The organism is Aliivibrio sifiae, from assembly GCF_002954705.1.
GTDB classification, from domain to species: Bacteria; Pseudomonadota; Gammaproteobacteria; order Enterobacterales; family Vibrionaceae; genus Aliivibrio; species Aliivibrio sifiae_A.
Genome location: NZ_MSCO01000001.1, coordinates 609,071 through 622,196 on the forward strand (window position 1 = coordinate 609,071; position 13,126 = coordinate 622,196).

Here is a 13,126-nt window from a genome sequence, read left to right on the forward strand (position 1 = left end):
TAGATGAAACCGAAATGAAATAAGGAGTGATTTATGTATCAACAACGGATTGTTATCGATGGATTGCAGTATTGCAATTGGGATCGAGAATATTTTCAAACCTTAAAAGCCAGTGGGATTACTGCGGTTCACGCCACCATGGTGTACCACGAAAACGCACGTGAAACCTTGAGTCGTTTTGCAGAGTGGAACTTACGCTTTGAGCAAAATGCAGATTTAATCATGCCTATTTATTCGATGGTTGATATTGAAGCTGCAAAAGCGGAAGGCAAAGTCGGTATTTTCTTTGGCGCACAAAATTGCTCTCCCATTGAAGATGAAATTGGTTTAGTTGAGGTCATGCGTCAGCAAGGGTTGTTGATCATGCAATTGACCTATAACAACCAAAGCCTACTCGCGACGGGATGTTATGAAAAAAATGATACTGGTATTACTCGTTTTGGTCAGCAAGTGATTGAAGAGATGAATCGTGTAGGGATGATCGTTGATATGTCTCACAGTGCAGAGCGCTCAACCCTTGAAGCGATTGATTTATCGTCACGTCCTATTTGTATTAGTCATGCCAACCCTTCTTTTGCTCATGATGCATTACGTAATAAATCAGACACAGTAATTAAAGCATTGGCAGAGCGTGGTGGCTTACTTGGTTTTAGTTTGTATCCATTTCACCTACCAAACGGCAGTCAGTGTTCATTAAATGACTTTTGCCAAATGGTCGCGAAAACGGCCGATATGGTGGGGATAGATCATTTAGGTATTGGTAGTGATTTGTGCCTAAACCAACCACAAGAAGTGTTGGAGTGGATGCGTAATGGTCGTTGGTCAAAAGCGATGAATTATGGTGAAGGTTCAGCGAGTAATTCAGGGTGGCCAGATGCGCTCCCTTGGTTTTGTGGAAGTGCTGGGATGGAAAATATTTACAATGGATTAATGCGTCACGGGTTCAGTGAATCTGAAGCGGGGAAAATACTAGGTGAAAACTGGTTTAACTTTTTACAACAAGGACTAGAGCCTATTTCGTAAAGCGGACCCATACATGGAGCAGCCTACTCAATACAAAAATAACAGGGTAGGTGGTAAATACACCTTTGCAGCTGCAAAGCAACTTCTGGAGTCAGAGTATGTCTGATTTAGCCAATAGCGTGAAAGAGTCAAACAAAAATACGATAAAAAAGGAAACTAAAACCTCAACACTACAAAGTAAAGAATCAACATCTGAAAAGTTAGGGCTTGATAACCCTGCTTTATGGTATAGCGGTGGTTTTATCGCTCTATTTGTTTTACTTGCATTGGTTGATGGAGAGTTATTATCAACCGTTGTAAATACTGGCTTTTCGTGGGCCGTGAAAATATTTGGTCCTTACTGGCAGTTACTTTTATTACTGACATTTTTAATTGCTCTTGGGCTTGCAGTAGGGCGTACCGGGCGAGTAATACTGGGGGGGATCGATAAACCTGAAATGGATGGCTTTCGATGGGTTGCTATTATCTTTTGTACTTTACTTGCTGGTGGTGGGGTATTTTGGGCCGCAGCTGAACCAATAGCACACTTTGTTAATGCACCGCCATTATATGGTATTCAAGAGAGCGCTCAGCAAGGTGCCGTAAATGCACTGTCACAGTCATTTATGCATTGGGGGTTTTTAGCCTGGGCGATAGTGGGTGGTTTAACTTCCATTGTTGTTATGCACCTTCATTATAATAAAGGCTTGCCTCTTAAACCGAGAATTCTTCTTTATCCTCTTTTTGGTGAGCGTGTACTTAAGGGGCACACTGGGGCATTGATTGATGCATGTTGTATTGTCGCTGTTGCTGCGGGAACTATAGGTCCAATTGGCTTCTTAGGTTTACAAGTGAGCTATGCGTTAAACGCGTTGTTTGATATTCCTGATGGGTTTACCACACAGTTCATTATCATATTATTTGCGATTGCATTATATACCTTATCAGCATTAAGTGGTTTGAACCGCGGCATGCAAATGTTAAGTCGATATAACGTAATTTTAGCCGCTGCACTTATGCTTTATATCCTTATTTTTGGTCCAACTGACTTCATTGTGAATAGTTATATTCAAGGCGTTGGTAGCATGATTGATAACTTCATACCAATGGCGACATATCGTGGCGATGAAGAATGGTTAAGTTGGTGGACAGTCTTTTTCTGGGGATGGTTCCTAGGATACGGACCAATGATGGCTATCTTTATTGCGCGTATCTCACGTGGTCGAAGTATTCGTCAGTTAGTATCGATGATCTGTATTGTTGCACCGTTAGTGACGTGTTTTTGGTTCACCATTGTTGGTGGTTCTGGACTCGCATTTGAAATCACTAACCCGGGTAGTGTTAGTTCAGCTTTTGAAGGGTTTAATTTACCGGGCGCTCTGCTTGCAGTGACATCTCAGCTGCCAATGCCAATGCTGATATCTATCTTATTTCTTATCTTAACCACTATTTTCATTGTAACAACGGGTGACTCAATGACGTACACCATTAGCGTAGTGATCAGTGGTGAGACCGAACCTAATGCCATTATCCGAACTTTTTGGGGGGTGATGATGGGGGTAACCGCATTGATTTTAATTTCCTTAGGGTCTGGTGGTATTTCAGCGTTGCAATCCTTCATTGTTATCACCGCGGTTCCTGTCTCTTTGGTTCTCTTGCCTTCATTGTGGAACGCACCACAGATAGCAATGAAAATGGCCAAAGAGCAAGGTCTATAAACAACATCAATAACGTGAATTGAGTGGTGGAAACATCACTCTATCTGGCTCTAATAAAAGAGCTACCTATCAATATAATTATAACGAGAAATGGTGGTGAGCAACATGGATGCACATCGTTCAACGTACGCTGAAACTCATCTGCGTAAACCTAAAATTGTAATGGCACCAGAAAGATTAGGTGCAATGCATCAAAATAGGATCAGTTTTGTTCGTAGCCTAATTAGAAAAATGGCACAACAACACTGGCAAGTGACTAAGCATGAATGGCTGTTATCACCGCAAGGTTTTGGGCATGTTATTTATAAATTAGTGACTCCACATGATGTTTATCACTTAGTGGTATTTTGTGATGAAATAGCGGATGAAGAGCGGAATGACCGTGTTATTGCCGAAAAGTGGGATGTTACTTTTGCCTTAGTTCTTGGTGATGTTGATGTGACGTTGTTAAGCAGATTAAGAGAGAATGTACCGCTGCAAGAGGCAGGGCGAAACCCAAATAATGTACTGGTATTAGCAAGAGCAAATAAAAGTGTTCGAGTCTTTGACCATCTGGTTTCTCACTTAGCAAAAGGTGAACAACCTAATCAGAAAGAGTTGGCAGAGGTAGGGTATATCCTACGTACAACAGCTGTTTATGGTAATGGCAAATTTGGTATTGCTGATTTTAAATTATTAGAGAATAACACTGATTTTAATCAATCGTTTAGCGCGCAAATGTGTGCGGTTTATATGCTGCGCCAATTTAGTTTGGATTGGGTGCATTACCTTGCGACAGAGCAAGGTGGCGAGAAGGCAATTAGTTTACAGCCTGAATTACAACGTTATCTTGGTGTTGGTAATGCAACGGGGTTAGGGATGGCACCGTATTTAATTAATCATCCTTGTATTGTAGATCAGTGGATGTTTGCTCGTGAAATAGCTTTGGCTGAGGTTCTTCATCACAGAGTGTCACTGAATAAGAAATCACCTCTGGATTATTTATTGAAAAAAGCAGTGCTGCACTTAGAGCAGGTTATTACTATTAATGAAGTTCAAGATAACCTTAATCATATTGCAGTGTCTGAATTAAAAGAGTTTGTGAACAATTTAGATAATGTACTTGCTCTCAGTTCAACTTGGGAGGATGTAGTCACTCAAGCTCATAATATGAGCTTAGAAGCACAAGAGATTCTTCTGTCTTGCTTAATGGAAATTCATCCAGAATTAGTCGATAGATTTGAAGAGCAAATGAACTGTAGTGAAACGCTTTCTCTACCGAGTGGGAAGAAAGTGCAAGATTTGCAGATAATCATAGAGGGTTGTTATCAATGGGCAATCGGCACTGATTTTACTAAACCAGAGAATAACTACTGGTTTTGGTATCGCTCACAAGATAAAGAAGAGCCACGGTTAGGGGTTAGAGGGCAAGAAAAGGGAGAGGACAGAGAGTTGCCATTAGACATTGGTCGACAGGTTTATCGCCTTTACCATTCGCTATTGAAATGTGATAAGACGTTATCATTGGCTGAGTTTTTGGTTGAGCATCCTAAGTACCGTGCCATTGCACGAAGAGTGTGGACATTAGGGCATAAGGCAATGGGGGATATTCAAATGAATGTACTACATAAGTCGTCTTTACCTATGCATTTATTACGCTGTAAATTAGCGGTGTTTGGTGCGACAAAATTTGATCCTCGCTCAGATCGCTGGGTTAGAGTTACGTTTTTTCAAGGTGCGCCATTGCTCGATGAGATTAATGATGGTGAATGGCTGTTCCCATTATTGCCAGCCGAAGGAGAAAGCGAATGATCGTTTCACATAATGAGTTAGTTGCAGTAACTAATAAGGCATTTCTGGGGATGAGACGTACCTGTGGAGAGGCTGATATCATTGCTAACATGGTGGCAGACCTGCAAATGGTTGGTCTCAATGGCGTTAGGCATTTTAATAATGCGACCAAGTTTTTAACTGCTGAAGAAGATTGCCCTGTAGATATTACAATGTCCAACTCAGGGAACTTAGTGGTGGACTTACACGGTTGCAGTGTGGCTTGTCATTTGCCTGTCATCGTTGATTATGCGATTGAAAAAATGGTAGAGAAAAAAGCCTTAACGATCACACTTAAAAAATGCCATAACCGTTGGTTAGCTTACAGTGAATTAGTAAAGTTGGCTGCGAAAGGTATTGCCTGTAAAGCTCATTGGGAAAACGGTACGAGCCCTAAGCGAACTTTATATGTCTTGAATCGAGGGTGTGTGGCTCCTGAATTATTCTTATCCGATAAAATAGATCTAAACAGTGGTTACCTTAATGATATGACAATTGAATTATCTGTAAGAGATTTCAATGTAATGGCACTATCTGAAGGATACAGTATTCATATCGATTCCGCGGAATTAAGTTCAACACAAGAGAATGCATGGCGACACGGCATTGATGTTGATGATGTCGATTGGGAAAACTTGAAAAAAACCGCGACCGCTATTTTAGTCGAAAATAGTGAACAATCTCTAAAAGGGGCTGGTGAACTGGTCTAAGTAGGGTAAAAAAGTAATGCATACTAATGGCACTCATGGTAAAAACAATGAGTGCCTTTTTTAGACTTGTCTCAAAGTTAAGGTTGTTTGCCTGTATATTTATAAGGCAATTTTACATAAGGTTACTTACACTTATTTAGTAAGCATTTAAGGAAGAGGTGGTTTATATGAATACGTTAGATACAAGTAACAGTATGGTTTCAGATTTAGAAACGACAAAAAAATTACCAATTCAACATGATCAGCTAGATGATACCGTAAATACGTGGGACCAATTAACTGAAAAACAACAACAAGATATACTCGCTCATTTGACAGCAATACCTTTTGAGTAATTTTTGCGTTAAAACATTCTTTAATTTCCTTGTTTGGATAATCTAATCCAATGAGGTTTACTTTGTGACACTTTTATAACAATTGTATCAAAAAACAGCCTTTCCCTTCCTTATCCCCTCACTATTCTGCAAACTGTTAACTCTATTACATTATCAAGTCTTAGCTTTGTAGTTACTTAATCATTGAGCTAAGTTAATAAAATTATTATAAAAATAATAGGCAACGGAGTTTGTCGAAGGATATGGAGCAATAGTCACGGATGATATCTTATCTACTCAGACGACTTTTATTGGTTGTCCCTACCTTTATCGGTATTACCTTACTTATCTTTGCCCTAACTCGATTTGTACCGGGTGGCCCAGTTGAACGCATGTTACTCAGCTTACAAATGCAAGGAGCTTCAGAAACTGGTGGTACTAGCAGTGTTACTGATGGTAATAATGCCTTATCTGAAGAGCAAATCGCTGAGCTAAATGCTTTCTACGGCTTAGATAAACCCGTATTTGAAGCCTATTATGATTGGTTAACTAAGTTAGTCGTTCTTGATTTAGGTGAATCGACCCGTTATTACGAGCCAGTATGGGACATGATAGCTGAGCGCTTACCTGTCTCTCTTTTTTATGGGGGAATGACCTTTCTACTTAGTTATATGATCTCTATTCCTCTTGGTTATCTTAAAGCCTTAAAGCATGGTTCCATTCTTGATTCTACTTCTTCCATTGCGATTTTTGTTGGTTTTGCTTTGCCGGGCTATGTGATTGGTGTTTTCTTGATTAGCTTATTCAGTTACCAATTAGAATGGTTTCCAATGGGAGGCTTTGTTGGTGATGACTTTGATGACTTCGGAGTTTTTGAGCAAATAAAAGACATTATGTGGCATGCGGTGTTGCCTCTATTTTGTTATTTGATTGGTGATTTTGCTTTACTTACCATGACAATGAAAAACAACCTAATGGAAAACCTTGCGTCGGATTACGTGCGTACTGCCATTGCAAAAGGGTTGCCGTTTAAAAAAGCAGTACGTAAGCACGCATTGCGAAATAGCTTAATTCCTGTAGCAAGTCATTTTGGTAATTCATTAATGTTCTTTATGACAGGGTCATTTTTGATCGAGGTTATTTTCAATATTGATGGTATTGGATTACTAGGTTATGAAGCGATAATGGAACGTGATTACCCAGTAGTTATGGGATTGTTTGCCATTAATGCCACCATGTTGATGTTAGGTAATATCTTATCTGACATCTGTGTTGCTGCGGTTGATCCGCGCGTTAAATTTGGAGCTTAATTATGTTGTCTATTTTAAATTTAAGTCCATTAACGCAAAAGAAAGTTCAACGATTTAAAGGTATAAAACGCGGTTATTGGTCTTTTCTTATTTTATCTTTGCTATTGGTACTATCGATTTTTGCTGAAGTTTTTGTTAACAGCCGAGCTTTACTTGTTAGCTACCAAGGTCAGTGGCATTTCCCGACGTATGGTGATGTGAAATCAGGAGACACCTTTGGCTTAGGGTATGCTCATGAAACCAATTACAGAGAATTGCAGCTTAAGTTTGAACAAGAGAGCGAAGGCAATTTTGTCATTATGCCAATAGTGCCTTGGAACCCTTATGAGCAAGATTTCTCTGGCGATTTTCCACCGACAGAGCCAAGTATCGAAGGAAAACATTACCTAGGCACAGATACCATTGGACGAGATATTTTATCGCGCCTGACTTATGGTTTTAGGATTGCGATGGGCTTTGCGCTGATTACGTTAGTGATCTCGTATGCGATAGGGGTCTCTGTTGGCTGTGCGATGGGTTTCTTTGGTGGAAAGTTCGATCTATTTTTCCAACGCTTTATTGAAATTTGGTCTATGGTGCCATTTTTATACGTCATCATGATTTTAGTCTCGATAATGAAACCAAGCTTTATGCTCTTTACCTTAATTAACGTTATGTTTGGTTGGATGGGAATGACATGGTATATGCGAACCATGACCTATAAAGAAAAATCCAGAGAATATGTGATGGCAGCGAAAGCGCTAGGTGCGTCTAATTCTCGTATTTTATTTCATCATATTTTGCCTAATACCATGGTCATGATCGTGACATTAGCACCATTCACTATTGTTGCTAATATCACAGCACTAACAGCATTAGATTATTTAGGGTTAGGACTTATGCCTCCGACGCCAAGTTGGGGAGAACTATTGCAACAAGGTAAATCTAATTTAGATTCACCTTGGATCGCTACTTCGGTTGTGACTGCTATTGTTACTGTATTAATTATGGTGACTTTTATTGGGGAGGGGATACGTGAAGCTTTTGACCCTAAGAAACATACTCGATATGAGTAGTTCTACTTAATCGTTTAATGGAATGAATAATAAAAATAGGAAGGGATTTATGACGATAAAAAAGAGACTGGTATTGCTGTCAGCATCAACTGCCGCTTTATTCAGTATAAATGTATTTTCGGCCGATCTTCCAGCCAATCTTGAATGGAAAACAAATGATAGCGCGCCAACGTTTGCGTCTTCTCAAGCTACATTTGGTGGTACCTTTCGGACCTATACATTAAGTTTTCCACAGACTTTTAGAACAGTAGGGCCTGATTCTAATGGATCATTCAGAGCATGGATTTTAGAAGCTAACTTACCACCGTTAATTAAACACCCTAATACCAATGAATGGTTACCAGGCCTTGCTCAATCATGGGCGTTTGGCGACGATAATAAAACCGTCTACTTTAAGTTAAACCCAAAAGCTACATGGAGTGATGGCAAGCCCGTTACTGCGGACGATTATCAGTTCATGCTTAAATTAATGCGCTCAACTGACATTGTTGCACCTTGGTACAACGATTTCTTTACTAATGATATTGCAGATATTATTACGTTTGATAAACACACTATCGCAATCGTGTCAGCAAAAGCTCGAAATCGTGATGAGCTTATCGCCTATACCAACTTAATGCCCCGTCCTAAACACTTCTACGGTGAGCCTAAAATCGATGAAAATAATGATGGCATTGATGATAAATTCGTCCGTAAATATAACTTTAAACCAGAGCCTGTAACAGGGCCTTACTACATAGATAAAATTAAAAAAGGGAAGAATATTACCTTTAAACATGTCGGTAAAGATTGGTGGGGCTATGAGAATAAATACAATCAAAACCGTTATAACGTAGAGAAAATTAATATCAAAGTGATCCGTGATGCGGACATTGCGTTAAAGCATTTTGAAAAAGGTAATTTAGATACGTTTGATTTAGTGCGTCCTGATTTATGGCATGAAAAATCGGAAGGGAAAAATTACCAAAAAGGCTATATCCAAAAAGCGTGGGTATATAACCAAGCTGCGGTTGGTGCTGGTGGCTTGTGGTTAAATACCTCAAAACCTATGCTGGATGATATCAATGTTCGTCAAGGCATTATGTATGCGACGGATTTTGACATGATGATAGAGAAGGTGTTACGAGGAGATTATTCTCGTAAGCCAAATGGCATGGGGTTTGGTCACCCTGGTTATGATAATACGGAATTAAAAGCGCCTAAGTTCGATGCAAAAAAAGCGATTGGACACTTTGAAAAAGCAGGTTTTAAAACGGTAGGTTCTGATGGTATTCGAGTTAATGATAATGGTGAACGGTTAAGTTTTGCAGTGACGTACTCTCAACAATCCTTTACCCCACGAGTTGCTGTATTAAAAGAACAAGCAAAACAAGCAGGATTAGATCTTGAGCTTAACCTGATTGATGGATCGAGTATGTTTAAATATGTACTTGAGAAAAAACATGATATTTCCTTCCATAATATGGGAACCGGAGAGATCCCCGCTTACTGGGAATACTTTCACTCAGATAATGCCAATAAACCACAAACCAATCACTTTACTAATTTTTCTTCACCTGAGTTAGATGCGTTAATCATTTCATTCAAAAATGAGTTTGATATTGAAAAAAAACAAGCACTATCTCGTGAGATCCAGCAAGTTATAGCTGATGCAAACGTGATAGTTCCGGGCTATATGGTGCCTTATGCTCGTGCGGGTTATTGGCGTTGGATTAAATTACCAGAGCAAATAGCAACGAAGCAGACGGGATATTTATTTCATGGTTGGGGATTCTCTCAAACCTTCAGTACTTTTTGGATTGATGAAAAAACCAAGAAAGAAACTAAAGCGGCAATGAAGTCAGATAAAACGTTTGAACCAGTCATTATTATTGATGAAACCTATAAGCTGTAGCGCTTATTCTTATAAATTAATGGCTAGGAGAGGGATCTCTTAGCTAGAAAATAATAATACCAATTCCATTAATTATCTAATCATTATTACTGGTTAAATCACTCAATAGTTGCGTTAAAAATTATTCTTGTAGAATAACTACTTATAAGATTTTTTGCCTTACTCTTAAGTGATTTTTCTGCGTAATAAATAGATCATCTAATTAGTTACATTGGTATAATAAAAATAGTGAAGAAGCATATGGAAAGAAAAGTTGTATTAGCCGTTGAAGATCTAGTGACAGAGTTTCAAACGGACGAAGGAACAGTTCGAGTGCTTGATGGTGTGAGTTTTCAAGTACCTAAAGGTAAAACTATTGGGATTGTTGGTGAATCGGGCTGCGGAAAAAGCGTCACGTCCATGTCTATTATGGGCTTACTGCCTAAGCCTTACGGTAATGTGGTTGGTGGTCGTATCTTATACGGAGATATCGATCTGGTTCAATTAAGTACCGATAAATTATATGAAATGCGAGGTAACCGTATTTCAATGATTTTCCAAGATCCCATGACAGCATTAAACCCTGTACATACCATTGGAAAGCAAATTAATGAAGTATTAGAGCTTCATCGTCCTGATTTAGATAAAAAACAGCGTTTAGCATATTCAATTGAAATGCTTGAAAAAGTAGGAATGCCCTCACCAGAAACGCGATTGCACGAATATCCACATAATCTATCTGGTGGTATGCGCCAACGAGTCATGATAGCAATAGCTCTTGCTTGTGAGCCTGATATTTTGATTTGTGATGAGCCAACGACTGCACTAGATGTGACTATCCAAGCTCAGATTTTAGAGTTAATGAAAAAACTGCAAGATGAAACGGGTATGTCGATTATTTTTATTACTCATGATTTAGGCGTTGTTGCTGAAATATGTGATGAAGTAGTCGTGATGTATGCAGGAAGGGTAGCTGAACAAGCTGGTATTTTTGAATTATTTGATAACCCTAGTCACCCATATACAAAAGGACTAATGTCCTCAATGCCTAGCTTGAGTCTTCAGCCAAAAACAGAGCTTGAAACCATCCAAGGTACCGTACCTTCCTTAAGTGAAATGCCAAGCGGTTGTCGTTTTTCAACTCGTTGTAAATACAAGCAAGAGAAATGCGAGTCGGAAGTACCTATGATGAGCGAAATCAGCTTATTACACCAAGTGAGTTGTCATTTTAGTAATGCATTATCGATCAGTACTGAGGAGATAAAATGAGTGAATTGTTGAGTGTTGATGATCTCAAACAGTATTTTTACTCAGGTAAAGGGATCTTTAATAAGGGTTATGTGGTTCATGCGGTTGATGGAGTTTCACTGAGTGTTAATAAAGGTGAAACGCTTGGGCTTGTGGGGGAGTCTGGTTGTGGAAAAAGTACATTAGGTCGTAGCCTTCTGAAGTTATTTGAGCCAACTTCCGGGCGTATTTTTTTTGAAGGGCAGGATATTACTCATTTAGGCAATAAAGAAATGCGCTCACTTCGTCAAGAGATACAGATTATCTTTCAGGACCCAACAGAATCATTAAATCCTCGTCATACTATTGAAATGATCTTAGAGGAACCTTTTGTTATTCATAATGTTGGGACAAAAGAAGAACGCAAACAGTGGGTAGAAGAGCTATTGATAAAAGTGGGCTTACCAATAAGTGCTGCAACCCGTTATCCTCATGAGTTTTCTGGTGGGCAGAAACAACGTATTGGAATTGCTAGAGCTATAGCATTGAAACCAAAGTTAATTGTGTGTGATGAGTCAGTATCTGCATTAGATGTATCTGTTCAAGCGCAAATTGTGAATTTATTATTAGCTTTACAACGAGAGATGAATTTAGCATTAATTTTTATTGCTCACGATCTTTCGGTGGTTAAGCATATTTCAGATAAAGTTGCGGTAATGTACTTAGGTAAAATAGTGGAATATGGCGACTCAGAGACGCTTTATCATTTTCCTAAGCATCCTTATACCGAAGCATTATTATCCGCTATACCTGTTTCTCATCCTAGATTCAGGGGGAAAAAACGCATTATTTTGACTGGCGATGTACCATCACCAATTAACCCTCCCAAAGGCTGTCGATTTTCTACAAGGTGTCCAAAAGCAGAAAAGCAATGTTTTAAAGAGGAACCACAAAGAAAGATTTTAAATAATGCAGGTCATGAAGTTGCTTGTCATTTATATAAATAAATATCTTTTTTGGAACATCTTTTTTTTACTTGTTTTATCCTATAGTTAATAAAAAAGAATTGAGGATATTATGAAAAAATTACTCGTATTGATTGCCTTTGGAGTATTGGCTGGTTGTTCATCACAAATGCCAGACATGGGAACTGCAAAACCGGTACATTATCAATGTGAAGAGGGGCGAAATTTTCAAATCACATTCAATGAAGATAAAGCATTATTACAGTTACCAAAAGAAGATTATGCATTGAAACGTGCAGTATCAGCGTCGGGTATGAAGTATATTTCTGATGATGGGATGCAGGATGTGAGTACTGCAATTACTTTTCTTGGGAAAGGAGATGAGGCAAGGTTAGAGCTTGGCCGAGAGGTACTAAAGAATTGTATGGTAATGAAATAAACAGATTTTGAATAAAAATGGCCACGTACTTTAATTAGACGTGGCCATTTTTATCACTAATGTTCGTTTATCAACTACGAACCATAAACCACAATATAACGATTAGGTTTGTGATTCATAGCAAGAACAATATTTAATACAATGGCGCCAAGAACCGAAATCACCAATAGCGACGGCGTAATAAAAAAGAAAGAGGCACTTAAAATACAGAAGTCGATCGCCATCTGAACTTTACCAACTGAAATACCAAATTTTTCTTGGATAAATAGGCACAAAACATTAAATCCACCCAAGCTAGAACGATGTCTAAATAAGATCAACATACCTAACCCCATCAATAATCCACCAGCAATAGCGCAGTAAATATCATTGATATGATCAACAGATATCATCATATTCAAATGGTCAGTCATGATAGAAACAAGAGCACCAGAAATTAGACTAGTTAATGCAAAACGTTTTCCAAATCTCTGCCAAGCTAAGGCGTAAAACGGTAAGTTACATAAAAAGTATAAAATACCAAAGCTGATACCACTCATTTGGCTGATTAATAAAGCCAAACCCGTTGTGCCGCCTGTAAGTAATTGTGCCGCCTGTAAAAAGAAAACGCCTTGAGAAACGAGAAAGGTGCCAGTCAGGATAGCAATGACATCTTCCTTGTGCGTGTGTTTTATTTTTTTCATAACAATAAGTCTATTAACTAA

The 13,126-nt window shown here is 38.7% G+C and carries 12 protein-coding genes; 11 read left to right on the top strand and 1 reads right to left on the bottom strand.

What is annotated here, in order from left to right:
- The first annotated feature begins 33 nt into the window (after nt 1-33).
- The 11 genes from BTO22_RS02825 (at nt 34) to BTO22_RS02870 (ending at nt 12,422) form a co-directional block, all read left to right on the top strand.
- The gene (locus BTO22_RS02825) at nt 34-1,023 is read left to right on the top strand and encodes a membrane dipeptidase (protein ID WP_105054188.1); all 990 of its coding nucleotides are present in this window, start codon (nt 34-36) and stop codon (nt 1,021-1,023) included.
- Between the two features lie 98 nt (nt 1,024-1,121).
- Complete coding sequence (locus BTO22_RS02830; protein ID WP_105054189.1) at nt 1,122-2,720, top strand: BCCT family transporter; 1,599 nt, start codon at nt 1,122-1,124, stop codon at nt 2,718-2,720.
- A gap of 90 nt (nt 2,721-2,810) precedes the next feature.
- The gene (locus BTO22_RS02835) at nt 2,811-4,511 is read left to right on the top strand and encodes a hypothetical protein (protein ID WP_105054190.1); all 1,701 of its coding nucleotides are present in this window, start codon (nt 2,811-2,813) and stop codon (nt 4,509-4,511) included.
- Nucleotides 4,508-5,239: a DUF3726 domain-containing protein gene (locus tag BTO22_RS02840; RefSeq protein WP_105054191.1), complete on the top strand. Its 732-nt coding sequence runs from the start codon at nt 4,508-4,510 to the stop codon at nt 5,237-5,239. Before BTO22_RS02835 ends, BTO22_RS02840 begins: the two co-directional genes overlap by 4 nt.
- Nucleotides 5,240-5,406: 167 nt before the next feature.
- Nucleotides 5,407-5,574 (top strand): hypothetical protein, encoded by a 168-nt coding sequence (locus tag BTO22_RS19910; protein ID WP_181044545.1) that lies wholly within the window; start codon nt 5,407-5,409, stop codon nt 5,572-5,574.
- Nucleotides 5,575-5,834: 260 nt separating this feature from the next.
- Entirely contained in the window at nt 5,835-6,863 is a 1,029-nt protein-coding gene (locus BTO22_RS02845; RefSeq protein WP_105054192.1) for an ABC transporter permease subunit, read from the top strand.
- Between the two features lie 11 nt (nt 6,864-6,874).
- A complete protein-coding gene (locus tag BTO22_RS02850) occupies nt 6,875-7,918 on the top strand; it encodes an ABC transporter permease (protein ID WP_172794778.1) in 1,044 nt (347 codons plus the stop codon).
- A 49-nt stretch (nt 7,919-7,967) separates the two neighbouring features.
- Nucleotides 7,968-9,812 (top strand): extracellular solute-binding protein, encoded by a 1,845-nt coding sequence (locus tag BTO22_RS02855; protein ID WP_105054193.1) that lies wholly within the window; start codon nt 7,968-7,970, stop codon nt 9,810-9,812.
- Between the two features lie 240 nt (nt 9,813-10,052).
- Nucleotides 10,053-11,060, top strand: coding sequence for an ABC transporter ATP-binding protein (locus BTO22_RS02860; protein ID WP_105054194.1), 1,008 nt, complete (start codon nt 10,053-10,055; stop codon nt 11,058-11,060).
- A complete protein-coding gene (locus BTO22_RS02865) occupies nt 11,057-12,025 on the top strand; it encodes an ABC transporter ATP-binding protein (RefSeq protein ID WP_105054195.1) in 969 nt (322 codons plus the stop codon). Before BTO22_RS02860 ends, BTO22_RS02865 begins: the two co-directional genes overlap by 4 nt.
- Nucleotides 12,026-12,095: 70 nt before the next feature.
- Nucleotides 12,096-12,422 carry an MliC family protein gene (locus BTO22_RS02870; RefSeq protein WP_105054196.1) on the top strand — a complete coding sequence of 109 codons (327 nt, stop codon included), beginning with the start codon at nt 12,096-12,098 and terminating at the stop codon, nt 12,420-12,422.
- A gap of 74 nt (nt 12,423-12,496) precedes the next feature.
- Here BTO22_RS02870 and BTO22_RS02875 read toward each other — a convergent pair whose 3' ends face one another.
- Nucleotides 12,497-13,105: a YitT family protein gene (locus tag BTO22_RS02875; protein WP_105054197.1), complete on the bottom strand. Its 609-nt coding sequence runs from the start codon at nt 13,103-13,105 to the stop codon at nt 12,497-12,499.
- Between the last annotated feature and the right edge of the window lie 21 nt (nt 13,106-13,126).

Excerpts from the sequence above, each read along its gene's own strand:
- BTO22_RS02845 (WP_105054192.1), top strand. The coding sequence starts at position 5,835 with ATGATATCTTATCTACTCAGACGACTTTTATTGGTTGTCCCTACCTTT.
- BTO22_RS02870 (WP_105054196.1), top strand. The coding sequence starts at position 12,096 with ATGAAAAAATTACTCGTATTGATTGCCTTTGGAGTATTGGCTGGTTGT.
- BTO22_RS02855 (WP_105054193.1), top strand. The coding sequence starts at position 7,968 with ATGACGATAAAAAAGAGACTGGTATTGCTGTCAGCATCAACTGCCGCT.
- BTO22_RS02825 (WP_105054188.1), top strand. The coding sequence starts at position 34 with ATGTATCAACAACGGATTGTTATCGATGGATTGCAGTATTGCAATTGG.
- BTO22_RS19910 (WP_181044545.1), top strand. The coding sequence starts at position 5,407 with ATGAATACGTTAGATACAAGTAACAGTATGGTTTCAGATTTAGAAACG.
- BTO22_RS02830 (WP_105054189.1), top strand. The coding sequence starts at position 1,122 with ATGTCTGATTTAGCCAATAGCGTGAAAGAGTCAAACAAAAATACGATA.
- BTO22_RS02875 (WP_105054197.1), bottom strand. The coding sequence starts at position 13,105 with ATGAAAAAAATAAAACACACGCACAAGGAAGATGTCATTGCTATCCTG.
- BTO22_RS02840 (WP_105054191.1), top strand. The coding sequence starts at position 4,508 with ATGATCGTTTCACATAATGAGTTAGTTGCAGTAACTAATAAGGCATTT.
- BTO22_RS02860 (WP_105054194.1), top strand. The coding sequence starts at position 10,053 with ATGGAAAGAAAAGTTGTATTAGCCGTTGAAGATCTAGTGACAGAGTTT.
- BTO22_RS02865 (WP_105054195.1), top strand. The coding sequence starts at position 11,057 with ATGAGTGAATTGTTGAGTGTTGATGATCTCAAACAGTATTTTTACTCA.
- BTO22_RS02835 (WP_105054190.1), top strand. The coding sequence starts at position 2,811 with ATGGTGGTGAGCAACATGGATGCACATCGTTCAACGTACGCTGAAACT.